Origin of the sequence: Gemmiger sp. An120 (assembly GCF_002160955.1) — a bacterium.
GTDB classification, from domain to species: Bacteria; Bacillota; Clostridia; order Oscillospirales; family Ruminococcaceae; genus Gemmiger_A; species Gemmiger_A avium.
The window spans coordinates 1-24,282 of the sequence record NZ_NFLN01000031.1 but is presented as its reverse complement, the minus strand read 5'-3'; the positions used below and the strand labels follow the sequence as shown (position 1 = coordinate 24,282).

General features: G+C 62.7%; 27 protein-coding genes, 1 tRNA gene and 1 pseudogene. 14 read left to right on the top strand and 15 right to left on the bottom strand.

Going from position 1 to position 24,282, the window contains the following annotated elements:
• Nucleotides 1-512: FILTED domain-containing surface protein (locus B5E65_RS16285; RefSeq protein ID WP_481810363.1), on the top strand; the 512-nt coding region annotated here is incomplete at its 5' end.
• Between the two features lie 79 nt (nucleotides 513-591).
• Here the strand turns inward: B5E65_RS16285 and B5E65_RS15245 are convergent.
• Genes B5E65_RS15245 through B5E65_RS15225 form a run of 5 tightly spaced genes read right to left on the bottom strand, consistent with a single transcriptional unit; the run spans nucleotide 592 to nucleotide 3,945 of the window.
• Nucleotides 592-1,284 (bottom strand): DNA alkylation repair protein, encoded by a 693-nt coding sequence (locus B5E65_RS15245; protein ID WP_242957584.1) that lies wholly within the window; start codon nucleotides 1,282-1,284, stop codon nucleotides 592-594.
• A gap of 13 nt (nucleotides 1,285-1,297) precedes the next feature.
• Nucleotides 1,298-1,681 (bottom strand): DUF5655 domain-containing protein, encoded by a 384-nt coding sequence (locus B5E65_RS15240; protein ID WP_242957583.1) that lies wholly within the window; start codon nucleotides 1,679-1,681, stop codon nucleotides 1,298-1,300.
• Between the two features lie 5 nt (nucleotides 1,682-1,686).
• Nucleotides 1,687-2,145 (bottom strand): thioredoxin-dependent thiol peroxidase, encoded by a 459-nt coding sequence (bcp, locus tag B5E65_RS15235; protein ID WP_087172618.1) that lies wholly within the window; start codon nucleotides 2,143-2,145, stop codon nucleotides 1,687-1,689.
• A gap of 3 nt (nucleotides 2,146-2,148) precedes the next feature.
• A complete protein-coding gene (gene yaaA / locus B5E65_RS15230) occupies nucleotides 2,149-2,895 on the bottom strand; it encodes a peroxide stress protein YaaA (RefSeq protein ID WP_087172617.1) in 747 nt (248 codons plus the stop codon).
• Nucleotides 2,896-2,904: 9 nt separating this feature from the next.
• Nucleotides 2,905-3,945, bottom strand: a complete 1,041-nt coding sequence (locus B5E65_RS15225; protein WP_087172616.1) for an alcohol dehydrogenase — start codon at nucleotides 3,943-3,945, stop codon at nucleotides 2,905-2,907.
• 166 nt (nucleotides 3,946-4,111) lie between these two features.
• On the opposite strand from B5E65_RS15225, the gene B5E65_RS15220 reads away from it, so the two are divergent.
• The 3 genes from B5E65_RS15220 (at nucleotide 4,112) to B5E65_RS15210 (ending at nucleotide 5,749) form a co-directional block, all read left to right on the top strand.
• A complete protein-coding gene (locus B5E65_RS15220; protein WP_087172615.1) occupies nucleotides 4,112-4,552 on the top strand; it encodes a LytTR family DNA-binding domain-containing protein in 441 nt (146 codons plus the stop codon).
• 11 nt (nucleotides 4,553-4,563) lie between these two features.
• On the top strand, nucleotides 4,564-5,004 hold the full coding sequence (locus B5E65_RS15215; protein ID WP_087172614.1) for a DUF3021 domain-containing protein: 441 nt from the start codon (nucleotides 4,564-4,566) through the stop codon (nucleotides 5,002-5,004).
• 139 nt (nucleotides 5,005-5,143) lie between these two features.
• Complete coding sequence (locus B5E65_RS15210) at nucleotides 5,144-5,749, top strand: class I SAM-dependent methyltransferase (protein ID WP_158098610.1); 606 nt, start codon at nucleotides 5,144-5,146, stop codon at nucleotides 5,747-5,749.
• Nucleotides 5,750-5,752: 3 nt separating this feature from the next.
• Here the strand turns inward: B5E65_RS15210 and B5E65_RS15205 are convergent, their stop codons facing one another.
• The 8 genes and pseudogenes from B5E65_RS15205 to B5E65_RS15170 form a co-directional block, all read right to left on the bottom strand.
• A complete protein-coding gene (locus B5E65_RS15205) occupies nucleotides 5,753-6,625 on the bottom strand; it encodes a hypothetical protein (RefSeq protein ID WP_087172612.1) in 873 nt (290 codons plus the stop codon).
• Nucleotides 6,626-6,795: 170 nt separating this feature from the next.
• Nucleotides 6,796-7,956, bottom strand: a complete 1,161-nt coding sequence (locus B5E65_RS15200) for a 2Fe-2S iron-sulfur cluster-binding protein (protein ID WP_087172611.1) — start codon at nucleotides 7,954-7,956, stop codon at nucleotides 6,796-6,798.
• A gap of 1 nt (nucleotide 7,957) precedes the next feature.
• Nucleotides 7,958-9,508, bottom strand: a complete 1,551-nt coding sequence (locus B5E65_RS15195; RefSeq protein ID WP_087172610.1) for a phytoene desaturase family protein — start codon at nucleotides 9,506-9,508, stop codon at nucleotides 7,958-7,960.
• Between the two features lie 16 nt (nucleotides 9,509-9,524).
• Nucleotides 9,525-10,109, bottom strand: a complete 585-nt coding sequence (locus B5E65_RS15190) for a TetR/AcrR family transcriptional regulator (RefSeq protein WP_087172609.1) — start codon at nucleotides 10,107-10,109, stop codon at nucleotides 9,525-9,527.
• 163 nt (nucleotides 10,110-10,272) lie between these two features.
• On the bottom strand, nucleotides 10,273-10,614 hold the full coding sequence (locus B5E65_RS15185; protein ID WP_087172608.1) for a hydrogenase maturation nickel metallochaperone HypA: 342 nt from the start codon (nucleotides 10,612-10,614) through the stop codon (nucleotides 10,273-10,275).
• 13 nt (nucleotides 10,615-10,627) lie between these two features.
• Nucleotides 10,628-13,297: an FAD-dependent oxidoreductase gene (locus B5E65_RS15180; protein WP_087172607.1), complete on the bottom strand. Its 2,670-nt coding sequence runs from the start codon at nucleotides 13,295-13,297 to the stop codon at nucleotides 10,628-10,630.
• Between the two features lie 12 nt (nucleotides 13,298-13,309).
• A pseudogene (gene hypB, locus B5E65_RS15175) lies at nucleotides 13,310-13,645 on the bottom strand (hydrogenase nickel incorporation protein HypB); the annotation flags it as partial.
• 220 nt (nucleotides 13,646-13,865) lie between these two features.
• Nucleotides 13,866-14,969, bottom strand: a complete 1,104-nt coding sequence (locus tag B5E65_RS15170) for a slipin family protein (RefSeq protein ID WP_087172605.1) — start codon at nucleotides 14,967-14,969, stop codon at nucleotides 13,866-13,868.
• Nucleotides 14,970-15,514: 545 nt separating this feature from the next.
• Here B5E65_RS15170 and trxA point away from each other — a divergent pair.
• The 7 genes from trxA to B5E65_RS15135 all read left to right on the top strand — a co-directional run bounded on the left by trxA (nucleotide 15,515) and on the right by B5E65_RS15135 (nucleotide 19,741).
• A complete protein-coding gene (trxA, locus tag B5E65_RS15165) occupies nucleotides 15,515-15,838 on the top strand; it encodes a thioredoxin (RefSeq protein ID WP_087172604.1) in 324 nt (107 codons plus the stop codon).
• A gap of 13 nt (nucleotides 15,839-15,851) precedes the next feature.
• Complete coding sequence (gene trxB, locus B5E65_RS15160; protein ID WP_087172603.1) at nucleotides 15,852-16,781, top strand: thioredoxin-disulfide reductase; 930 nt, start codon at nucleotides 15,852-15,854, stop codon at nucleotides 16,779-16,781.
• 1 nt (nucleotide 16,782) lies between these two features.
• Nucleotides 16,783-16,995, top strand: coding sequence for a hypothetical protein (locus B5E65_RS15155; protein ID WP_087172602.1), 213 nt, complete (start codon nucleotides 16,783-16,785; stop codon nucleotides 16,993-16,995).
• Nucleotides 16,996-17,113: 118 nt separating this feature from the next.
• A complete protein-coding gene (locus B5E65_RS15150; protein ID WP_087172601.1) occupies nucleotides 17,114-17,629 on the top strand; it encodes an AAA family ATPase in 516 nt (171 codons plus the stop codon).
• Between the two features lie 17 nt (nucleotides 17,630-17,646).
• On the top strand, nucleotides 17,647-18,651 hold the full coding sequence (locus B5E65_RS15145) for an O-acetyl-ADP-ribose deacetylase (protein WP_087172600.1): 1,005 nt from the start codon (nucleotides 17,647-17,649) through the stop codon (nucleotides 18,649-18,651).
• 4 nt (nucleotides 18,652-18,655) lie between these two features.
• Entirely contained in the window at nucleotides 18,656-19,006 is a 351-nt protein-coding gene (locus B5E65_RS15140) for a DUF2200 domain-containing protein (protein ID WP_087172599.1), read from the top strand.
• A gap of 87 nt (nucleotides 19,007-19,093) precedes the next feature.
• The gene (locus B5E65_RS15135) at nucleotides 19,094-19,741 is read left to right on the top strand and encodes a vWA domain-containing protein (protein ID WP_087172598.1); all 648 of its coding nucleotides are present in this window, start codon (nucleotides 19,094-19,096) and stop codon (nucleotides 19,739-19,741) included.
• 47 nt (nucleotides 19,742-19,788) lie between these two features.
• On the opposite strand, the gene B5E65_RS15130 is transcribed toward B5E65_RS15135, so the two are convergent.
• Together B5E65_RS15130 and B5E65_RS15125 are read right to left on the bottom strand one after the other, a co-directional pair.
• A complete protein-coding gene (locus B5E65_RS15130; RefSeq protein WP_087172597.1) occupies nucleotides 19,789-20,250 on the bottom strand; it encodes an arsenate reductase ArsC in 462 nt (153 codons plus the stop codon).
• A gap of 74 nt (nucleotides 20,251-20,324) precedes the next feature.
• A tRNA-Pro gene (locus tag B5E65_RS15125) sits at nucleotides 20,325-20,400 on the bottom strand.
• 210 nt (nucleotides 20,401-20,610) lie between these two features.
• Between B5E65_RS15125 and B5E65_RS15120 the strand changes: the two genes are divergently transcribed.
• From B5E65_RS15120 to B5E65_RS15110, 3 genes are all read left to right on the top strand, one after another.
• Entirely contained in the window at nucleotides 20,611-21,729 is a 1,119-nt protein-coding gene (locus B5E65_RS15120) for a DUF3048 domain-containing protein (protein WP_087172596.1), read from the top strand.
• A 142-nt stretch (nucleotides 21,730-21,871) separates the two neighbouring features.
• On the top strand, nucleotides 21,872-23,023 hold the full coding sequence (locus tag B5E65_RS15115) for a DUF3048 domain-containing protein (protein WP_087172595.1): 1,152 nt from the start codon (nucleotides 21,872-21,874) through the stop codon (nucleotides 23,021-23,023).
• A gap of 134 nt (nucleotides 23,024-23,157) precedes the next feature.
• Nucleotides 23,158-24,282, top strand: a 1,125-nt coding sequence (locus B5E65_RS15110) for a DUF3048 domain-containing protein (RefSeq protein WP_087172594.1), incomplete at its 3' end; no start/stop codon positions are given.

The window sequence follows — 24,282 nt, the reverse complement described above, 5'->3', positions numbered from 1 at the left end:
ATCCCACCCCGGTTCCCACTCCGGTTCCGGAGACCCCGGTGATCCCGGTGGCTCCTGTGACTCCGGCGGATGACGGCGATGACGCAGCGGTCGTGGATGACGGCGAGGATGCCGAGGATATCGAGGACGAGGAGACCCCGCAGGCTTCTCCCGAGGCCACTCCGGCCCCTGAGGCTACTGCGGAACCCGAAGAGATCGAAGACGACGCTACCGCCCAGGCGGGCGTGAGCGGCTGGGCTCTGATCAACCTGATCCTGATGGTGCTCACCGTGCTGGCCGGTCTGGTTATGCTGGGCCTGCGCTTCGCGGGCAAGAGCGGCGCTCTGCACCTGATCGGTGTGGTTCCCGCCCTGGTTTCTCTGATCGCTTTCTTCGTGACCGAGGACATGAGCCTGCCCATGGTGATGACCGACCGCTGGACCCTGATCATGGCGCTGATCGCCGTGGTTCAGATCGTCCTGATGGTGCTGGGCCGTCACGGCCAGGACAACAAGGACAATGCGAACGCCTGATGCGCCGCACTGACCGGTAATACAAAACAATAAACCGGGCGGCATGGTTCCTGAAAAGGAATCATGCCGCCCGGCTTTTTTATTCTTTCCAGCGCAGTGCCCGCAAGGCCTGCTTTTGCTCCGGCGTAATCCGGTAGCTTTCCACCGCTTTCTGGATGGTTTTGTTGTGTACCCAGCGCGGCAGGCGCCGCTCTTGCAGCCAGGGCAACACAACCGGATACTGTTTGGCCAGCGCCGTGGCAAAATACCAGGCCACCATCATGTTTACATAATATTCCTCACAGCACACCGATGCCGCCCATTTCAGCTGTTCCGGCTGAAACCAGGGATCGTCCAGATACCAGCGCAGCAGAATCCCCACACCAAACCGCACGGTAAAGGGATGGTCGGATGCCATCCAGCGCTGCGCCTGCTCGGCCAGTGCGGCGGGTCGTGCCGCAAAGGCGCGGGGGCTCAGCAAATCGCAGGTGGCCCAGTTGTCCACAACGGGCAGAAAGGCGTCCAGCGCCGCCACGGCGGCGTCGTAGTCTTTCTCCTCGTTGATCAGCAGGCCGTGCAGGTTGTTCTCGTCGTAATACTGGTGCGGCAGCCGGGCCAGAAACGCCCGGGCTTCATCGGTGCCACGCAGCTGGCGGGCCAGCCGGCGCAGCGCGGGCATCCGCACCCCCAGTACCCGCTGCGGATCTATGGTGGGGATCAGCGCCGCCTGAAAACTCTGGTAGGCCGGATCGGCCAGTTTCCGCAGCCGGGCCAGAATATCGTGTTGTTCCACAGGGTTCCTCCCGTTACTTTTCCAGCGAGAACCGCCAGGCCTGTTCCAGCCAGCCCAGCAGCTCCTCGTCCAGCTGGTCGGGCCGCTCCACCAGCACATGATGGGTCCAGCGGCGGGGATATGGCTCTACCGCCACCGCGATGCGGGGCGATTCCAGCCGGTCCGCCAGGCCAAAGGAAACCACCAGACATATCTCCGGCCAATCCTTGCGGCGGCGCACCGGCAGCGAAGCCATGGCGTAGATATATTTGCTGCGGAACGAGATCTGGCTGCGGCTCACCTTGATGGAGGTGCCGGGGCAGCGGGTGAGCAGCTGCTGGCGCAGTGCTTCATACACCGGCAGCATGGCGGGCATCCGGTCAAAAAACAGCAGTTCATCATTGGTGATCGGCTCCATACCGGTCACCCCTGCAGCCAGGCCAGAATGTCGGCGGCGTTGGTGTCCGGCTTGACCTTGGGCATGGCCTTTTCAATCGTGCCGTCCGGCCCGATCACATAGGTGCTGCGCACTACCCCCATGCTTACCTTGCCGTACTGCTTCTTCTCTTTCCACACGTCGTAAGCCTGCAATACGGTCAGTTCCGGATCGGACAGCAGGATAAAGGGCAGTTCGTATTTGGCCGCAAACTTTTCGTGGGAAGCAGCCGAGTCCTTGCTGACCCCGATCACCTCCACGCCCAGTTCCTTGAAGACGTCATAGTTCTGGGCAAAGCCGCAGGCCTGCCGGGTGCAGCCGGGGGTGTTGTCCCGGGGATAGAAATAGAGCACCACCCGCTTGCCCGCAAAATCCGACAGGGATACCGGGTTTCCGTTTTTGTCCGGCAGGGTAAAATCCGGCGCTTTGGTTCCAACTTCCAGCATGGTTCAATCCTCCTTGATAAATACCAGTGTGTCCGGCCGCGAATCCGCGGCGCTGTATTGAAAGCCCAGGTCGGTAAAATCCAGGGCGTCCTCCGGCGTTTGGGCCCCTTTTTCGGCAAGATGGCGCACCATCCGGCCCCGGGCCATCTTGCACAGGGTGGCCTTTTCCACCAGTTTGTCCCCCTTGCGGGTCACAAACCGGCATTCCACCCAACGCACCGAATCCGGCAGGTGGGGCCGCACCGCCCGGCTGTACTCCTTGGATGCCAGATCCAGCAGGCAGTTATCCTCCGCGGCCAGGTGGGCGGCCAGCCGCCCGCCCCAGAAGCCGTATAGATCTTTCTGCCCGTCCATCGGCAGCTTGGCCTGCATCTCCAGCCGGTAGGGGATGACCGCGTCAAAGGGGCGCAGTACCCCGTACATCCCGGACAGGATGCGCAGATGGGCCTGGATATAGTCCAGCTGCCCGCTTTCCATCACCTGCGGGGCCATGTACTGGTACTGAATGCCCTCGTAGGCCAGAATGGCCGGGGTCAGCGCCCGGTCCGGGTCGGCGGTGCGCAGCCGCTCCACGTTCATGGCAGCCAACGATTCGCTGCATCCCCACAGGGCTTTCAGCTGTTCCGGTGGCATGGCCTGCAAAGTGGCCAGCAGCCGTTTCGCGTCGGCCAGAAAGGCCGGTTTGCCCAGCGGCGGCAGGCTGTCGGAATCCACCCGCATCTTCTTGGCGGGGGAGATCAGAATTTTCATGGCTTCTCCTTACGCGCCCGGTTCAATGGCTACCTTGACCACCCCGTCCCGGCGCAACTCAAACAGGGCGAAAGCCTCCTCCACCCGGCAAAGGGGGAAGGTATGGGTGATCAGCGGGGTGGTGTCCAGCTTGCCCGCGGCGATCAGCGCCAGGGTCTCGCCGCAGTGACAGCCGTCCACACCGCCGGTCTTGAAGATCAGATTTTTGCCGTACATATCCGGCAGCGGCAGGGTCTGGGCCGTGTCGTACAGCCCCACCACCGTGACCACTGCGTTGGGCCGGGCCGTTTCCCAGGCCAGGCGGAAACTGTCCGCGCTGCCCGCGCACTCCAGCACCGCGTCCGCGCCGCCGTGTTCGCTGTGCGCCTGCACAAAAGCCACTGCGTCCGCCGGGACCACCGTGAGAACATCCGGGTACAGCCGTTCCACAAAGGCCCGGCGGGCCGGGTCCGGCTCACAGACAATGATTCGGCCGGGCTGCTTGAGCCGCAGGCACTGCAGGGTGCAGATGCCGGTGGGGCCCGCGCCCAGAATCAGCGCGGTGTCGCCCGGGCGCACCCCGCTGATATCCGCCGCCCAGTAGCCGGTGGCCAGCACGTCCCCCACAAACAGGGCCTGCCGGTCGGTCACCGTGTCCGGAATCGGGTCCAGGCCCTGATCCGCGTAGGGAACCCGCACATACTCCGCCAGCCCGCCGTCGATGCGGCAGCCCAGCGCCCAGCCGCCCTGCGGGTCGGTGCAGTTGTTCACCCAGCCGTTCTGACAGAAAAAGCATTCGCCGCAATAGGTTTCCACATTCACGGTCACCCGATCGCCGGGACGCACTCGCCGCACCGCCGGGCCGACCTCTTCCACGATGCCCACCATCTCATGGCCCACCGTGATGCCGGGCACCGCCCGGGGCACCGAGCCGTGCTTGATATGCAGGTCACTGGTGCAGATGCTGGCCAGGGTCACCCGCACGATGGCGTCCCGGTCGCTCTGCAGCCGGGGACGGGGCTTGTCCAGAAGTTCGAATTTTCCGGGGGAAACATAGGTGTATGCCAGCATATGCAACGCCTCCTGTCTGGTTTGCTGGTTTTATTATACCCTCCCGCCGCCGGGGCCGCAAGCGGGAAGGGGAGCGCCAATCATCGGCAGAATACTACCGATTGTCGGCGGCGGCTTGCTTACCGGAGACGAACGCGGTATGCTGAACCCATAAGGGGGCGATGCCATGAAGATCGAGATCCGCATTGATCCGGACTGCACCGAGCCGCGGGCCATCATCCTGACCGCGGCTGTGACCCGCGAGGTGGAGACGGCGGTCAATGCGCTGCGCCAGAGCGGGCCCGGTTTGCTGGCGGGGCTGCGGGACGGCCGGGTGGAACTGCTGGAGCCGGACAGCCTGCTTCGCATCTGGGCGGAGGGCGGCCGGGTATACGCGGCCGCCGGGCAGGGGGTATATACCCTGCGCCAGCGGCTGTACGAGGTGGAGCAAACGCTGGACCCGACCCGTTTTGTGCGCATATCCCACGGAGAGATCATCAACCTGCGGCGGGTGGAGCACTTTGACCTGAATCTGGCCGGCTCCATCTGTGTGCGTCTTGCCGACGGCACCGTGACCTGGGTGTCCCGCCGGTATGTGCCCCGCATCCGTGCTATGCTGAAACTGTGAGGTGACAAACGATGAAACGAATGATCCTGTTCCGCACGCTGAACGGTTTGGTGGCGGGCATTGCGCTCAGCCATGCGATCGCGCTCCTTTCCTCACTGGGAAGCGGCGCCTATCTTCCCTGCGCTCCGGCGCTGATCACGGCATGCGGCAGCGTGCTGCGGGCGGTTGTTCTGCAAACGGTTCTGAGCGCGGTGCTGGGGGCGGTCTTTGGGGCGGCGTCGGTGATCTGGAGCCTGGAACACTGGAGCATCGCCCGCCAGACAGCGGTTTATTTTACGGTCACCGCCGCCGTGATGCTGCCGGCGGCGTATGCCTGCTGCTGGACGGAGCGCAGTCTGACAGGGGTGCTGTGCTATGGAGGTATCTATCTGGGCATCTTTGCCCTGATCTGGCTGCTTCAGTTTCTGGCCGTGTGGCGCAGTGTGCGGCACCTCAACAACAAGCTGGAATAAGGTTTTGGGCCCGGCGGAACAGGCGGATTCGCCGGGCCCTCTTGCGCTTTTCAGCAGAAGGCGGTATTATGTAGTTAGTCTTAACTAACCAGCGGGAGTGGAAACTATTGCCGCCCTGCACAGCATGGAGGAACCGCGTATGCTGAAAGCGTTTCTGGAAAACTGCAAGCGCCCCCAAGGCGGCTTTGGCCGTCTGATACTGCGGGGGATGAACAACGGCCACGGCCCGGTGGCCGGCTGGGCTTTCGACCGGATGGAATGGCCGGTCAATGGTCGGATACTGGATATCGGCTGCGGCGGGGGCGGCAATATTGCCCGGCTGCTGCGCCGCTTGCCCGGCTGCCGGGTGGATGGGGTGGACTATTCCGGCGAGAGCGTGGCGGTGAGCCGCCGGGTCAATGCCCGGCAGGCGGACCGCTGCCGGGTAGTGCGCGGCGATGTGATGGCGCTGCCCTTTGCGGATGCAAGCTATGACGCGGCGCTGGCAGTGGAAACGGTGTATTTCTGGCCGGACCTGACCGCCGGCCTGCGGGAGGCGGCGCGGGTGCTGCGTCCGGGCGGGGCGCTACTGGTGGTCACCGAGATGAGCGACCCGCAAAAGGGCGCGGTCTGGAGCCACAACTGCCCCGGCATGACCATCTATACCCCGGCGCAGCTGCGAGCCGCGCTGGAAGCGGCGGGCTTTTCCGTTACGGTATATACCAAAGGCGTCTGGACCGCCGCCGTGGGCCAAAAGCAAAACTAGATATCACGTCGCCGCAAAAAACGCCTTCCGCTTGCGGGCGATCTGGTAGCCAAGCTCCACGGCTTCGTCTTCGGACAGGCACAGGGTGCCGGCAATGCGGGCCAGGGATACGCCGCTGCGCAGCAGATCGGCAAGCGCCCGTTCCCGTGTGGACAGGCTGGCACGGAACTGTTCTTCCATGATCCGGTCTTCCGCCTGCTGCAGCCCGCCGGAACTGGCGGTTGCGGCGGTGCCGTACAGGCAGAAATTGCCCTCCCCGGTGAGCGGCGCGTCCAGAGATCGCTGGCCGTAAGCCGCGGCGTGCGGACGGTTTTCTGCCAGCAGGTGCTTGCAGATCCGTTCCTGCAGATAGTCCTCCCACTCGCCGCAGCCGGCCTGATAGCCTTCCACCGCCTCCAAGAACGCCTCCCGCGCGGCGGCCCGCCGGTCGGCCAGCGGGGTGCTTCTGGCAATTTTGCTGACCGCTTCATCCAGCACATGCTGATACAGGATCAGCAGCTGCTCCGGATCGTACCGGCGCTGGCCGGTGGCCCGGTCGCAACGGCGACGGGGCAGGACCCGCCCCAGATAAAACCCGGTCATCTCATCTTTGGTAAACAGAAAGGTCACCGGCAGCCGCAAACCGGTGGCCTGGATGCGGCAGGCAAGGGTCTGGACGTTCAGAACGCCGCACCGGGGCAGTTCAATGTCCTCCACCCGGCCCACGGCAATGGCCAGTACCTTGCGGCGCTCGTCAAATCCCAGCCGGATATACCGGGGCAGCACGGCCCGCAGCCCCCGGCCCAGATACAGCTTGCCGTCCAGACTGACCGAAGCCCGCAGAGAACAGCGTCTGTCCTCCTTTTTGAACCACAGAAAATTGTAGTCGGGTCGCATGAAAACCTCCTTCAACGGTGGATGGGTGTGTTCACCTGCCATCTTACAGGATTCGACCGCAAAGGAGAATAGCCTGCCGCAATAGTTCCCCCCGTAAAGTGTAAATAACGCAAAGAATGAGGCGTCCCTTGTAAAAGGACGCCTCATTTCAACAAAAAGTATAATTGTGCTTACTCGGCCGCGGGAACCTCGATCTCCATATCGGAGAGCGGATAGGTCACGCAGGGGTGTACAAAGCCGAACTTCCGGTCGGCCTCGCGGCGGCCGTCCCGGCCGTCGGCAATGCGGAATTCGCCGCCCAGCCACTTGCTGTGGCAGTAGCCGCAGCCGCCGGCCCGGCACTTGCTGGGGGCGGGCACACCGGCCCGTTCCATGGCGGTGAGCAGGGTTTCGTTCTCGGCCGCGTCCAGGGTGTACACCTTGTCCCGGATATGCACCGTCAGTTTGAAGCAACGGGGCGCATCCAGCGTCAGGTCGCCGCAGCAGGTGGCGTCCCGGCGGATTGCCTTGACCGGCAGACCGTAGGGGGCCAGCTGGGCGCCCACAAAGTCGTACATGGCTTTGGGCCCGCACAAAAAGAAGGTGGCGTTGTGTACATCCACGTATTTTTCCAGCAGGGCGGCGCTGACAAAGCCGTGCTCAAAGCCGGGCTTTTCCTCGTCGCTCAGCACATACACCACCCGCAGGCCCTTCCGGGTCAGGGCGTCCAGTTCCGCCTTGTAGGCCAGATGGGCTTCGTCCCGGGCGCCGTAGAACAGCAGCATCTCGTAGGACTCGTCCCCCTCGGCCATGCTGCGGGCCATGGAGATAAACGGGGTGATGCCCGCGCCGCCCGCGATGCAGACGATCTGCTTTTTATCCCGCAGGGTCTCGTAGTGGAACTCGCCGGAGGGCTCGCTCATGCGGAACCGGTCGCCGGGCTTGACCTCCCGGTTCAGCCAGCCGGAGAAGAAGCCCGCGTCGGCCACGCCCAGAGTCAGTACATTCTCCAGCGCCTGCCGGGGGCTGGATACGATGGAGTAGGGGCGGCTGACCAGGCTGTCGCCCACCGGGGCCTGCAGGCTCACATACTGGCCGGCCCGGAAGAAGGGGAACGCATCCCCGTCCAGCCGCTTGAAGGTCAGTTCGGTCATGCCGGGAACCAGCACACGCACCGCGGTCAGTTCTACCTCCATCATGCCGGGGTGCAGGCGGCGGGCCTGCTGGTTGACCCGGTAATCCCGGGGCAGCGGCTCAGGGGAACCGGCCTCCAGCGCCGCCCGGCGGTTGGGAACCAGTTTTTTGAACCGCAGCATATCCATAAAGCCGAAGATCTGTTTCTTGAAGTTCATCTTACTTCACCTCCCGTTTCAAATCGCCCACCGTCTGCCGGCCGGACAGATCGCCGGACACATAGGAGCTGGAATATCCGCTGGAACGCATGGCCCAGCCGCCCGCAAACCGCAGGTTGGGGAACAGCTGCGCGTCCTCTTTCATCATCATCATGCGGGGCATCAGGCTGTCCCAGTCGGCGGTTTCATAGCCGTAAATTACGCCCTGGGGATGGCCGCAGTACCGGGCGTAGGTGGTGGGGCTGGCCACGGCGATCTCCTCGATGGCGTCCCGGATCTTACAGCCGGTTTCCCGCTCAAATACCCGGATCATATCGTCCGCCACCCGGTCCTTGGCCTTGAAGTAATCGGTATCGGCCACGTTGCCCCAGTCGTCGGACATGAACATGGTGGTGAAGTACATCATGCAGGTGCCCTCCGGCGAGCAGCCGGGCCAGGCGTTGTTCAGGCAGACGGTGGCCTGTACGTGGTTGGTGTCCACCTTGCGCATCATGTCGTACTGCTTGACGCTGTCGGCGGTGTCGTAGATGAAGTAGTTGTGGCTCTTGATGCCCAGCTCCTCGGCGGACTTGTTCAGGCCCAGGAACAGGGTGTAGCCCCGCCCGGCAAAGGTGCGGGAGTTGGTGGCGCGCACCATCTTTTCGGTCACGGCCTTTTCATCCAGCAGCTTGCCGAACACCAGGTGCGGCGCACAGTTGGCGATCACATGGCGGGTGGGGATCAGGGTGCCGTCGGCCAGTTCCACGCCGGTGATGGCGCCGGGGCCCTCCGCGTGGATCTTGACGGCAGGGGAGTTGTACCAGATATCGCCGCCCAGTTCCCGGATGCGGGCATCCATCGCCAGGCTGATCTCGTGGGAGCGCATCTTGGGCATCCAGGCGTCCCGGGTGATGTACCGGATCACCATGGAGCCGTAATGCAGAAAACTCATCCGGTCGCAGTCCACGCCCAGGTAGCACCAGTAGGCGTTCAGGATATCCCGGGCGCGGGGCGGCATCTTCAGCGCCTCCAGCACCTGGTTCACCGAGTAGCTGCCCGCCTTGATGAAGTTGGGGAAATTCTTCTTCATGTACTCGGAATCGGTGTTGCCGTTTACCGAGTTGGAGTAGGTCTGGGCGGCCCGCACCTCTTCGCACAGGTCGAAGAAGTCGGTCATCGACCGGCGGGACCCGGGCACATATTCCTCCATCTTGTCAATGAAGGCCTGCACGCCGAAGGGCATCTCGCAGTCGTATTTTTTGTCGGTGGTGATCAGGTGATAGGCCTCGGGGATGCGCAGCCAGTCGATCTTGTCCTCCACACCCAGATCCCGGAACAGGGTGCGGATATCGCCGGGCTCTTCGGGGGAGCCGAAGTCGTTCAGTTCATGCAGGCTGGCTTCAAATTCAAACCGGCCCCGCTTGAAGCTGGTGGCAAACCCGCCGGGCAGATTGTGCTTTTCCAGCACCAGGCAGGAATACCCGCCCTGCAGCACCCGGATCGCGGCGGTCAGGCCGCCGTTGCCGGCGCCGATCACAACCACGTCGTAGGCTTTGGTCGTGTGCTTTTCCATAATAACCTCCCTTGTTTTATCCAATGAGATGTCTGGACCGTTCCAGCCAATAGGCAAGCGTCGCTTCGTCCGGAACCTGCTTGTAGTGCCGCAGCAGGATTACAAAGATGTCGGTCAGTTCCCGGTCGATCTCCTCGGCGGACATATCCCGGTATCCGGTGGCGATCATAACACCCAGGCCGTAGCAGTAGTACTGCATCCGCCGGTGCATTTCGGCCGCCTGTTCGCCGCTCATCTCCAGGTTGCTGGCCAGCAGCTGCAGCGTCAGTTCCCGGTTGGGATCCTCCAGCAGGGTCTGCCCCGGCTCCCGCCGGCGCAGGTACAGGTACTGGAACAGCTCCTTTTCCTCGGCGGCAAACCGAAGAAATACCCGGCCGAAATCCTTGTAGCTGGTGCAGTGCGCCGCCAGATAGGTCTGCCGCAGGTATTCGGGCAGCGCCTCGAACAGTTTTTCCTGGCTGCCGAACTCCGAATACAGCGGCTGGGTGGAACACCCCAGCTGTGCCGCGATGCTGCGCACCGTCGGCGTTTGCTTTTGCCGGATCACCTGGGCGGCGGCGGCCAGTATATCCTGCTTCTGAATCCTCTTTTTTGGCGGCATACAGCCCTCCTGCAGATAAAATAACGCTTGTTATAAATCAGTCTACCGCGTACAGAGGGAAAATGCAAGAGGAAATTGTGATTTTTTTGTTTAAGTTGAATTGTGGAAAAATCCCCGGCCCGCGTCCGGCCTTGGCAGGGGGGCGGGCCGGGGATCCGGCGGTTCAGATTACCCGCACTTCCCGGATATTGAACTCCCGCCCGCTGAGCAGCTCCTTGTCAAAGCTGCCGCACTGGGGGCAGTAGCCCTTGGTGGGCACGATGGAAAACTCCTTGCCGCAGCGTTTGCAGCGGCCCACCGCAGGGATGATCTCCATCTCCAGCTTGGCATCCCGGAACAGCGGCCGCTGCCGGGCGGCGGGAAAGCAGGATTCAAAGTAGTGGGGCACCACCGAGGAAACCTCGCCGATCTCCATGACCACCGTGTCCACGGCGGTCACGTCCTCACCGGCCAGGGATTCCTCGATCACCCGGGCCATCTCAAATACAAGCCCCAGTTCATGCATGGCGCGCGCCTCCTCAGTCCTTCTTGCCGGTGAACACATCCTTCACCGACCGGGCGGCGATGCGGCCCACCCGCTTGACCATGTTGGGGGTCAGCTTCAGGGGAATGCCCTCGAAGGTGTTGTATTCCACATGGTACTTCTTCTCCAGATGGATGGCGTCGAACTTGCACTTGGTGGTGCACTGGCCGCAGCCGATGCACATCTCCTGGTTCAGCTGCACCGCGCCGCAGCCCAGGCAGCGGCGGGTTTCCTGCTGCATCTGCTCCTCGGTAAAGGTGCAGCGCCCGTCCTCAAAGCTGTCGGGGCGGGTGGCCTTATGCAGCGGCCGCTGGCGGGGCATCCGGTCAAAGCTTTCCAGGTCGGCGGCGGATTTGTCAAACTCCTTGTATACGCGGCGGTCGCGGCCGGCGGTCATGCTTACGCCCTCCCACACGAACCGATGGATGGACACCGCGCCCTGCTTGCCCGCCGCGATGGCGTCGATGGCAAACCGCGGGCCGGAGTAGCAGTCGCCGCCCACAAACACGTCTTTCTGAGCGGTCTGGAAGGTGAGCGGGTCCGCCTGGGCGGTGTTGCCCCGGCCCAGTTCCACCGCGCTGCCCTCCAGCAGGCCGCCCCACTGGATGGACTGGCCGATGCTCAGCAGCACCCAGGCCGCCGGTACGGTCACGGTGTCGTTGTCGTCATACTGGGGGGCAAACCGGTGCTGGGCGTCGTATACGGCGGTGCAGCGGCGGAACACCACCCCGGTGATCCGGCCGTTTTCCACCAGCAGTTTCTTCGGGCCCCAGCCGTTGCGGATCACCACCGCTTCGGCCTCCGCCTCGGCAATTTCTTCCTCCAGCGCGGGCATCTCCTCCCGTCTTTCCAGGCAGTACAGTTCCACGCTTTCCGCCTGCTGGCGCACCGCGGTGCGGGCCACGTCGATGGCCACGTTGCCGCCGCCGATCACCAGTACCCGGCCGTGCAGCGCCGGGCCCTTGCCCTGGCTGACCGCCCGCAAAAAGTCCACGCCGGCGATCACGCCCTCAGCGTCCTCGCCCGCCAGGCCCGGCGCGCGCCCGCCCTGGGCGCCGATGGCCACATAGAACGCCTCAAAGCCTTCGGCGCGCAGCTGGTCCAGGGTCACGTCCCGGCCCACCTCCACGCCGGTGCGGAACTCCACGCCCAGATCCCGCAGGATCTCGATTTCGGCGTTCACGATGCCGCGTTCCAGCCGGAACGCCGGGATGCCCTGGGTGAGCATACCGCCCAGCACCTGTTCCTTTTCAAACACGGTCACCTTGTAGCCGTCCACCGCCAGGAAATAGGCACAGGACAGGCCCGCCGGGCCCGCGCCGATCACCGCGATGGACTTGCCGTAGTCGTGGGCCTTTTCCGGCACAAACCGGTGCTCGGCCTTGAGTTCCTGATCCGCGATGAATTTCTTGATCTCGTCCACCGCCACCGGCTCGTCCAGACCGCCCCGGGTGCAGGCGCTCTCGCAGCTGCGGGGGCAGATACGGCCGCACACCGCCGGGAACGGGTTTTCTTTCTTGATCAGCTCCAGCGCCTCCCGGTACCGGCCCTGAGACGCCAGCTTGATGTATCCCTGTACCGCGATGTGGGCGGGGCAGGCGGTCTTGCAGGGGGCGGTGCCCTCCTCGGCCACGTCCTGCCGGTTCTCCCGGTAGTCCACGTTCCAGTGCTCCTTGGTCCATACGTGATCCCGGGGCGAAACGGTCTCCGCGTCCGGGCCGTGGTCGCACAGCTTCTGGCCCAGCTTCAGCGCGTTTACCGGGCAGTTTTCCACGCACTGGCCGCAGGCCACGCACTTGTCGCTGTCGGTCACCGCCACATAGTTGGAGCGCACCATATCCGGCGCGTTGTAGTAGGAGGCATTGCGGATGGCATAGCAGCCGCAGCCGCAGCAGTTGCAGATGGCGTAGGTCTCGGAGCCGTCGATGTTGGGCACCGAGTGCATCAGGCCGTTTTCCTCGGCCTTGCGCACGATCTCAAAGGCTTCCTCCCGGGTGATCTCCCGGGCGCGGCCGGTGCGGATGCAGTATTCCGCGCCCTCGTTCAGCTGCAGGCACATCTCCTTTTCCAGATGGCCGCAGCCCTCGCCCAGCAGCCGCCGGGAGGTGCGGCAGGAGCAGTCCGCCGCCGCAAACCGGGTGCTGCGGTTCAGGATATCCGCCACCTGCTCATAGGGCGCGGTGTGGCTGTCCCCGTCGATGGCGCTCTGGATGGGGATTGCCCGCATGGGGGAGGCGCCCACCGGCAGTTTGGGGCTCAGCAGGCCGCCCCGCAGCCGGGCGTATTCCTCAAAGGCGGCGGGGATCTCCGGGTGCTCTTCACACTGGGCCCGGTTGTTCATCATCTTTTCCATCACGCCGGGCACGAACACCGGCAGTTCAAACACGTCCACACCGTTCTCGGAATGGAAGATGCTCACGCCGGCTTCGGTCAGCTTGTCCAGCCGGGCCTTGGTTTCCTCCAGGGGCAGGCCGCAGCGGCGGGCGATGGTTTCCAGCGGCTGGGGTTTGCGCAGCTCCAGCGCCAGGGCCACCTCGCACATCTCGTCGGTCACCACGCAGTTGAGCACCTTGTACTCGGGGGCGTTCTCGTCCAGCTTGACCAGCATCGCCACCGAGCCGCTGATCTTCTTGGCCAGTTTCAGGATGTTTTTGCGCACAGCCATGGTTCTTCCTCCTTATTGCTCTTTCCAGGCGCGGATCTGCCGGTCCAGCCAGCCGACCCAGGCCTCCATTCCCTCGCCGGTGCGGGCCGATACCGGGAACATCTCCAGCTGCGGGTTGCGCTGTTTGGCCCGCTGCTCCACCGCCGCCAGGTCAAAGTCGAATACCGGCAGGGTGTCGATCTTGTTCACCAGCAGCGCGTGGCAGACCGAGAACATCAGCGGGTATTTCAGGGGCTTGTCGTCCCCCTCCGGCACCGACAGGATCATGGCGTTTTTGGCCGCGCCGGTGTCGAACTCCGCCGGGCAGACCAGGTTCCCTACATTTTCCAGGATCACGATGCCCAGCTCGAGTATCGCTGCTTACTTCAAATCGCCTTGCTGTTTCGCGGTAACTCAGCTTTTCTGCCATCATCGTTTCAATCACTAGTTTCTTAAATTCTGGCGTGTATCGTTTGTTTGGTATTCCTTTTGGCATAGTAAAGCACCCCACTTGTTATCCAGTATATCATACCGTCTAACAAATGGGGTGCAGTTCACATCCCAAGGCGCGCGCCGGTTATTTCATATGTCAGGAGGCGTGCCGCTCCAGCAGCTGCTGCAGCTGGGCCAGCAGATCGCCGTTGCCGTTCAGGCTGATATTGCCCACGTTTTCGCAGATGCGCTCGATGTACTCCATCTCTTTCAGCCGCATCAGGGTGCGGTTTTCCTCCATCAGGCGGGCGGTGTTCAGCAGGCTGCGGGTGGAGGCCACCTCCTCCCGACGGGTGATTACGTTGGCCTGGGCCCGCTTTTCCGCCACCAGCACCGTGTTCATGATCTCCCGGATCTCGCCGGGCAGGATAATGTCCTTGACGCCGCCGTCGGTGATCTCCAGATACAGGGCCGGGGCTTTTTCCCGCAGCCGGGCCAGCACCTGGGCGGACAGCTGCTCCTTGCTCTCCAGCAGCTCGTCCAGCCGCTGCACCCCCACAAACTCCCGCAGGGCCAGTTGCACCGCCACATGCAGCTGCTCGGTGTAGTCGTCGATCTCGGTCAGCACCTTTACCCAGTCGGTGATACGGTAGCTGCACACATAGTTGATCCGCACGCTCACCTTGTCCCGGGTCAGGATTTCCTGGCCAGTTACGTTCAGCTGGGTCAGCCGGGTATCCACCATGTCGGCCTCCACCAGTACGCCGTTGCGCCAGAAGTAGTACCGGCCTCCGTCCAGCACCCGCTGCAGCTGGTGGTCAAAGTACAGCCGGGCTTTCTGGTAGTCCTCCACATCCACCCGCTGGTACAGCGCGGAGGACAGCCGGGCCAGCAGGTAGGCGGGCACCTCCGGCCCGATTTCCGGATTCGTGGTATCTACCAGCCGGAAGGTGTGTTCACCCCGCAGGTTCCAGAAGGCATACCGGCCTTTGCACAGGGCCTCCTGGAACGCTCCGTTCACATAGTGCAGTGCCAGCTGCTGGTCGGCTACCTCCACCGAAGCGGTAGCCCGGGCGATGGCCGGGTCTTCCAGCAGCTGCTCCAGCGGGCAGAACTCGGAGCGCAGCGGGTCTTCCACCGACAGGATCTCCGCCTGCCGCCCGCCGTACAGCCAGTGCCGCCCCGGCTCCAGCATCCGCACAAATTTTCCGTGGCGGAACAGCAGCCCGCGCTGATTGTCCTGAACGATGATAGCTTTCATATGGATAACCTCCTTTATAAAAGGGAAAAGAATCGGGGGCGTTTTCCCACGGGCGGCCCTGTGCGGCCGCGGGCTTGAGCGCGTTTGTCCGGCAGGCGGAAGAAGAGTCTCTGGCCTGCACGGCAATCCGCGCGGTATCCGCCCGCGGGCAGGGCCCGGGGCCGCTGCCCCCAAACGGGGGCGGAGAAAACGCCGGAAGTGGTGCCCCTTGCGGGGCGCTGCCGCAAAAAGCGGCTCCGTACCAATCGGCTGTGCGGAATGCACAGGCAGGATTTGAACCTGCGAATAATAAAGAGGGGAGTCGAACCCCGCGCGTTGCCGCGTTGCCAGGCAGCGCCCGTCCGGCATACGCTTCGGAAATTCCCCGCGCACCGCGGCGGTCTGTCATCCGCCCTGACCGGCCCTGCACCCAGAGAATACCAGATTTTTCCGCCCGGTTCATGGAAAAAAAGGTGCGCACTTGCTTTCCGTGTGACCTTATCACAGACCCGCGCCCCTATTCGGGGTATACTAAGATCAAACAAAAAGGAAAGGGGCTGGCAACTATGGCAGCTTTGAATATCAATCAGGAACAATTTCGCGAGATGATCCAGGGGGACAAGCCCGTGCTGGTGGATTTCTGGGCGCCCTGGTGCGGCTACTGCCGCCGGATCGCCCCGGCCTACGAAAAGATCGCCGAGGAATACGGCGACCGGCTGGCGGTGGTGAAACTCAACATCGACGAGGCCGAACAGGTTACCGACGAGGAGGGCGTGGAGGTCATCCCCACCCTGATCCTGTACAAGAACGGCAAGGCGCTGGACTCGGTGGTGAACCCCGGTTCCAAGGCGGCCATCGACCAGTTTATCCGGGAGGCCCTGGAGAAGTAAGGAGGCAGCGTCCATGAGCGAACCCCATGTATACGATATGATCGTAGTGGGCGGCGGCCCCGGCGGCTATACGGCCGCTTTGTACGCCGCCCGGGCCGGGCTGGATACCCTGGTGCTGGAGAAACTCTCCGCCGGGGGCCAGATGGCCCTGACCGAACAGATCGACAACTACCCCGGTTTTGAAGAGGGCGTTGACGGCTTTACCCTGGCGGAACGGATGCAGACCCAGGCCGAGCGGTTCGGCGCCAAGACCGAATACGCCCAGGTGGACCGCATGGATCTGACGGCGGTTCCCAAGGTGCTGGAAACCAGCGAGGGAACTTTTTACGCCCGCACCGTGGCGGTGGCCACCGGGGCCAATCCCCGGGAACTGGGCCTGCCCGGCGAAGCGGCCCTGACCGGCCGGGGCGTGGCCTACTGCGCCGCCTGCGACGGGATGCGGTATAAAGGCAAAACCGTGGTGGTCGTGGGGGGCGGCAACTCTGCCGCCGCGGACGCGATGCTGCTCAGCCGGGTGGCGAAAGAGGTGATTCTGGTGCACCGGCGGGATACCCTGCGGGCCACCAAAATCTATCACGATCCGCTGATGCAGGCGGAGAATATCGAATTCCGCTGGAACAGCGTGGTGGCAGAACTGCTGCAGGACGGCAAGCTTACCGGCGTGAAGCTGCGGGATGTGAATACCGGCGAGGAAACCACCATCCCCTGCGACGGAGTGTTCATCAGCGTGGGCCGCAAGCCCGCCACCGACCTGGTGGAGGGCCAGCTGACGCTGGACCGCAGCGGGTACATCGTGGCGGATGAAACCACCCGCACCAACATCCCCGGCGTGTACGCCGTGGGGGATGTGCGCACCAAACCCCTGCGCCAGGTGGTAACGGCGGTGGCCGACGGGGCCACGGCGGTGCACATGGCGGAGGAGTATCTGGCGGGAGGCGAATAACATGAAAGAACGCATCAAGCGCTGGCGGCGTCCGGCCCTGTTTATCCTGGGCGGCGCGCTGGCGGGCCTGGCCTGGCATTACCTGGTGGGATGCTCCGGCAATACCTGCACCATCGCCGCCAGCCCGGTCAACTCCATGTTGTATATGGCGGTGATCGGCTGGCTGCTGTCGGTGGCGCTGGCGCCCGGCTGCCGGGGAAACTGCCGCCGGTAAATAAAGAACAGAACGGCCGCGGGTGAAAGCCCGCGGCCTATTTTTGTGCCGCCGCCTTTCCCGATTGCAAGACCCCGCCGCCCGTGCTATGATGGGATTATCACAGGAGGATACAGACATGGTTATTCTGATCGCGGGGGCCTCCCACACCGGAAAAACCGCCCTGGCCCAGCGGCTGGTGAAACAATACGGATATTTCTGCTTGTCCATCGACCATCTGAAGATGGGGCTGATCCGCAGCGGGTATACCACCCTCACCCCCTTGAGCGATGACCGGGAACTGACCGGTTACCTGTGGCCGGTGGTGCGGGAGATGATCAAAACCGCCATCGAAAACAGCCAGGACCTGATCGTGGAGGGCTGCTACATTCCCTTTGACTGGCAGCAGGATTTCCCGGCGGAGTACCGCGCCCGTATTCGGTATATCTGCCTGGTGATGAGCGAGGGATATATCCGCCGCCATTACCGGGAGATCAAACAATACGCCAGCGTGGCGGAGCAGCGGCTGGACGATTCGGATTGCACGCTGGAAACCCTGCTGCGGGACAACGCCCAGACGCGGGAAGCCTGCCGCCGGTACGGGCTGGAGCCCGTCCTGATCGAGAAAGAGTATCCAACAGAATTCAAGCTGTAACAAAGGAGGCGCCTTGTATGCCCCTGCAAATCGTGCGAAACGACATCACCACCATGAAGGTGGACGCCATCGTCAACGCCGCCAACGAGAGCCTGCTGGGCGGCGGGGGCGTGGACGGCGCCATCCATCGTGCCGCCGGGCCGGACCTGCTGGCGGAATGCCGCACCCTGCACGGCTGCCAAACCGGGCAGGCCAAAATCACAAAAGGGTACCGTCTGCCCGCCCGGTATGTGATCCATACGGTGGGGCCGGTCTGGCGGGGCGGGCAGCAGGGCGAAAGGGAACTGCTTATCTCTGCCTATCGTTCCTCGCTGGAGCTGGCCCTGGCTCACCGGTGCGAAACGGTGGCCTTTCCGCTGATCTCCTCCGGCGTGTACGGGTACCCCAAGGATCAGGCGCTCAAGGTGGCGGTGGATACCATCGGGGATTTTCTGCTGGCCCATGACATGACGGTGTATCTGGTGATCTTTGACCGGGCGGCCTATGCCATCGGGGAAAAACTCTTTGCCGATATCGCCGCCTGGATCGACGACCGGTATGTGGACGCCCATACCGACAGCCGGGAAACCCAGTACCGCCGGGCTATGTCGGCACAGTCGGGCGTCGGAATGCCCGCCTCCTGTGCGGCGGCTGAAGCAGGAGAGGATACGTTTGAACAGCTGATCGCGCGCCTGAACCAGCTGGACGAGAGCTTTTCCCAGATGCTGCTGCGCAAGATCGACGAGCGGGGCATCACCGACGCCCAGTGCTACAAAAAGGCCAATATTGACCGGAAACTGTTCTCCAAGATCCGGTCGGACGTGCATTACAAGCCCTCCAAACCCACCGCTCTGGCCTTTGCCGTGGCGCTGGAACTGCCGCTGGAGGAAGCCCGGGATCTGCTGGGCAAGGCGGGCTATGCCTTTTCCCATGCCAGTAAATTCGACGTGATCGTGGAGTATTTCATCGCCCATCGCAACTACGACATTTTTGAAATCAACGAGGCGCTGTTCGCTTTTGATCAGAGCCTGCTGGGAGGTTGACGCTATGCCCCGTATGGATGTGACCCAGATGCCCTTTGCCAAGCTGTACCCGCTGCTGGTGACCAAGGCGGAAAAGAAAGGCCGCACCCGGCAGGAGGTGGACCAGGTGACCGGTTGGCTTACCGGCTACACGCCGGAGCAGATCGCCGGGCTGGAACAGTCCGAAACCAGCTATGGGGACTTTTTCCGCAATGCCCCGGCCCCGAACCCGAACCGGGCCCTCATCACCGGCAAGGTGTGCGGCGTGCAGGTGGAAACCATTGAGGATCCCCTGATGCGGGAGATCCGCTATCTGGACAAGCTGGTGGATGAACTGGCCAAGGGCCGGCCCATGGAAAAGATCCTGCGCGGATAATGTCGCCCGCCGGGCGACCTGCCAACAGCAAAATCCCCCTATACTGTGGTTGTAGGCCAAACAAACACAGAACAGGGGGATTTTTGTATGAAGAAAGATTTGACCGAACTGGTATTCATCCTGGACCGCAGCGGCTCCATGCAGGGGCTGGAGGGAGACACCATCGGCGGTTTCAACTCCATGCTGGAAAAGCAGAAAAAGCAGCCCGGCGAGGCCTTTGTCTCCACCGTGCTGTTCGATAGCCAAACCGAGGTTATCCACGACCGGGTCCGGCTGGATAAGGTGCGCCCCCTGACCGACAAGGAGTATTACGTCCGGGGCTGCACCGCCCCGCTGGGCGCGGTGGGCGGGGCTATCCATCACATCGGCAACATCCACAAATACGCCCGGCCGGAGGATGTGCCGGAACACACCCTTTTCGTCATCACCACCGACGGAATGGAGAACGCCAGCCGCCGTTATACGGCCCCGCAGGTGCGGGAGATGATCCAGCGGCAAAAGGAGAAATACGGCTGGGAGTTTTTGTTCCTGGGGGCCAATATCGACGCGGTGGAAACCGCGGGCCGGCTGGGCATTGCGCCCGACCGGGCGGTGAACTACCACAGCGACAGCAAGGGCACCCGCCTGAACTACGATGTGGTGGGGCAGGCCGTGGCCACATTCCGCTGCAGCACCCCGCTGGACGAACACTGGAAAGACGCCATTGAGCGGGATTTCCAAAGCCGGAAAAAATAAGACAAAACAGCGGCCGCCCGGATTTCCGGGCGGCCGCTGTGCCGCGTTTACAGGGTGCCGCTCTGGATACGGCGCTTCAGATCCAGCACCTTTTCCTCGATGCGCGCCATCACCGCCAGAAAGGCCGCGTCCTCCTGGCCGGTGGGGTCGTCCAGGCCCCAGTCCTCCCGGTGGGAGCAGGGCAGGGACGGGCACTGCACGTTGCAGCCCATGGTGACCACAATGTCCACAGCGGGCAGATCGGTCAGGGGCTTGTTATACTGGGTCTGTTCCATATCAATGCCGTGTACCTGCTTCATCAGGCGCACCGCGTCAGGGTTGATCCGGGCGCCCGGCTCGGTGCCGGCGGAACAGCTTTCAAACACATCCCCGGCCAGCTGCTTGCCCAGCGCCTCCGCCATCTGGCTGCGGCAGGAGTTGTGCACGCAGAGAAAGGCAACCCGGGGCTTTTGCCCGCTGGATGCCGGAGAAATACCGGCCCCGCGGGTCTGCTGTTCTTGGTTGATCATGGCTTGTCCTCCTTACTGTGCTGTGATGCACGGTAAAAAAAATACCGCAAGCGCAGCAGCGCTTGCGGAAAAGATGGTCCGAGTGGCGGGATTCGAACCCACGGCATCCTGCTCCCAAAGCAGGCGCGCTACCAGCTGCGCTACACCCGGCTGTTTATGCTTTGAACGAGAGATATTATACTATACTCCGCGGCCTGCGTCAAATACAGGTAGCGATGAATAAAAATAAAATATTTGTGGAAAATTTATGGTCTAATTTGGTAAGATAAATTACAAAGTGTTTACAAAAGCGGCGAAATTGAGTATGATAAGGGTAATCAATCCGTTTGTGGATTGCCAGGAGAAAAAGGAGGGCGGCCTATGAGACGACCGACCTGTCTGCTGTTTGTACTCTGTCTGGCTGCGTGTCTGCTGGCGGGCTGTGCGCCTCAAAGCGAAGCACCGCAGCCCACCGCCACCCCGGCGCCTACCCATACGCCTGTGGAGGAAGAGCCGGCAGAACCTGCCTATGAAACGCTGGAGGGCATCAACCCCTATACCGGCCTGCCTCAGGGGGAGAATTATCCCGCCGGCAAGCGCGGCGTGGCGGTGATGATCAACAACGTAAAAGGGGCGCTGCCCCAGAGCGGCATCAACAGCGCCGACCTGCTGTACGAGATGGTCACCGAGGGCGGCGTGACCCGCCTGATGGCCGTGTACCGGGATTACGCCAACATGCCGGTGGTGGGGCCCATCCGTTCCGCCCGGGACCAGCACGTGCAGCTGATGCTGCCGCTGGAATGTCTTTACGCCCATATCGGCGGGTCTACCTACGCCAATGTGTTGCTGGATGTGTTCCATTGCCCGGGGTACCGCTCGCTGGATGGCAAATACCGCAATTTCTACTGGATCGACCAGGAGCGCCGCAAGACCATGGACCAGGACTACTGCGTCTATACCGACGGCCCCACCCTGGCCGCTGCGCTGGAAAAATTCGGCCTGGACACCGATTTCGGGTATGAGATGCCGCAGACGTTCCGGTTTGTGGGCGCGGACGAGCCCGCCCGTGTGCTGGAAGACGGGGTGGCCAAACAGGTGTATCTGCGGTTCTCCGGCTACACCGACTGTGAGTTCCGCTATGACGAGACTACCGGCCGCTACGCCAAGTGGGAGTTCGGCGAACCCCAGGTGGACGAAGGGGACGGCGGCGCCCAGTACCAGGCGGACAACCTGTTCATTCTGTTCACCGAGATCACCAAGTACCCGGACGGGGTGCTCAGCCAGGTGGATCTGTCCGGCCAGGGATATGGCTATTACTTCTGCGATGGCCGGTATGAGCGGGTGCGCTGGATGAAAGGGGCGGCCTCGTCGCCGCTGCGCATCCTGCGGCTGGACGGCACCGAGGAAGATGTGCTGGTCAACCCGGGCCAGAGCTACATCGCGATGGTGGGGCTGGATCAGTTCGAATACTTCCGCATCGATGACCAGCCGGTCGAATGAGCGGGCAAACTGGCAGGAATTTAAGCTTTACAGCCCCGGCCCTGCCGTGTACAATAAAAGATGCCACAAGCGGGGCGCATGATGTTGAAAAAGCCGCCGGTCTCCGGTGTGCGGAAAATACAAAACACAGTGAGGAATTACCATGAAACGCTTGCTTTGTCTGATCCTGATCCTGGTGCTCTCTGTCGGCCTGCTGGCCGCCTGCGGCAAGGACCCCGGCACCGCCGGCGGCAACGGCGGCAATGAGCCCGCCGCGACCCCGGAACCCACGCCGGAACCCACCCCGGAGCCCTACAACGCCCAGCTGCTGACCGGCTATGAAAAGGACTCCAGCTATCCCGACAACCAGCGCCCTGTGGCCATCATGTTCAACAACCTGATCGACGCCCGGCCCCAGAACGGTCTGTCCGATGCGGAGATCGTGGTGGAGATCAAGGTGGAAGGCGGTATAACCCGCCTGATGGGCATTTTTGACGATTGGTCTGATTTGGGCAAGATCGGACCCCTGCGCTCCTGCCGTGACCAGTATTTCCAGCTGTTCTTGCCCTGGCAGATGCTCTATGCTCATGATGGTCAGAGCGTGATTACTGACCAGATGGAAGAACAGTATGATTATCAGGAATTTAACCTGAAATGGGTGGGCAAGTATACCTGGCGTGAGCCCAACCGGTACAACTGGGCAGGAAAGACGGGCCTGGCTACCGAGCACACCGAGTACACCGACGGTGAGCATTTGATCGCATACATCACGGGAGAAGGTGTGGATACCTTCCGGGATTACGGCGAATCCACTTTCTTCAACTTTGTGGATTATCGTGAGCCTGCCCGTCAGCTGTCTGGCGATGAGGTGAGCGTGGCAGAACAGGTTACGGTGCAGCATTCCAGCAGCTATCGCACCCGCCTTACCTATGATAGCAGCTTGAATCTGTACTATATGAGCCAGTATTATGGCAAGAGCGGTTACCTGGACACTATTGACCAGAACAACGACCAGCAGCTGGCTTTTGACAACGTGGTGGTGCTGTTCACCGATATTCACACCTATCCCGGCCACACTTCCACCGATCTGCAGTTTGTGGACTACTCCTACGGTGGATACGGCTACTACATCTACGGTGGCAAGGCCGAGCGCATTCGCTGGGTTAAAGGTACTCCGCAGGAAGCCCTGCGCCTGGTGCAGCTGGACGGTTCCACCCCGTACGAGATCAACTGCGGCAAGACCTACCTGGCCGTGGTGGATCTGGACGAGTTCAACAACTTCAGCTGCGAGGCTCTGACCACTTCGGAGGGCTGAGCGGCAGCGCACCTGTAAAATCCGTACACACACAGAGCCTGTCCCGGACGGGACAGGCTCTGTGCTTCACTCCGGGCCGGGAGGGAACGACCTGCGAAATTCAGCCCGCAAAGGGAAAAGGGGGAACGTAACCCGTGAAACGATCTGTACAACTCTTTCTTGCCGCACTGCTCTGCCTGTGTATGCTGGCAGGCTGTGCACCGAAACCGGACAGCTCCTCTGTGCCGGAAGCCGGTTCTGCCGTGTCGGAACCCGGCGCTGAGACCGCCGACACCCAGCCCGCTCCGTCCGCGGTGGACCCGCTTACCGGTGCGGCACGGGACAGCGCCTGTACCCGCCGTCCCTATGCGGTGACCTTCTACAATTCGCCTGCGGCTCTGCCCCAGTGGGGCATCAGCTCCGCCCAGGCGCTTATTGAGTGCCTGACCGAGGGCAACACCACCTACCAGATGGGGCTGTTCTCGGCGGAAAGCGGCTTGCCCAAGGTGGGGCCGGTGGGCCCCGCCCGGGACACGCTGCTGCAGTTTGCCATGGGCGGCAACGCCATTCCGGTTCACATCGGCCAGAACAACTACGCCTGGAACCTGCTCAACCAGTACGCCTATCAGGACATCAACGGCTGGTATGTGGGTGTTTCGGTGTTTGATATGGACTGGGACCGCAACGCCACCGTCAGCGACGAACTGTGCTGGTACACCCGGCAGGAGACGCTGAACAACGGCCTGACCTCCACCGGCGTGGCCCAGGACGGCACCGTGCCGGGTATGTTCCACTTTGCCGGTGAAGCCATGACCCTGCCCAACACCGCCGCATCCCAGAGCCTGACCATCCAGTACGCCGAGGGCGCGCTGGCCCGGCTGGACTGGTCGGCGGAGGCAGGCGCTTACCTGAAGTTCAACAGCGACGGCAGCGCCCAGACCGACGCCGATACCGGCGCCCAGCTGAGCTTCAACAACGTGCTGGTGCTGTACGCCAGCGCCGGCGTCAAGGATGACGGCTATACCCGGGACTATGATCTGACCCAGGGCACCGGCCTGTACCTTTCCGGCGGCGGCTGGCAGACCGTCCGGTGGCAGAAAGGCGAACCCACCGCTCCGCTGTACCTGTATGATGAGGCGGGCAACCCGGTGGCCCTGAACCCCGGCCGCACCTACCTGGGCATCTACGGCGGCTTTGCCGGGCAGAGCGTCCAGCTGACCGCGGACGGCGCGGCGGTGGAACTGCCCGCCGCCCCCACGCCCATGGCCACCCCGGAACCC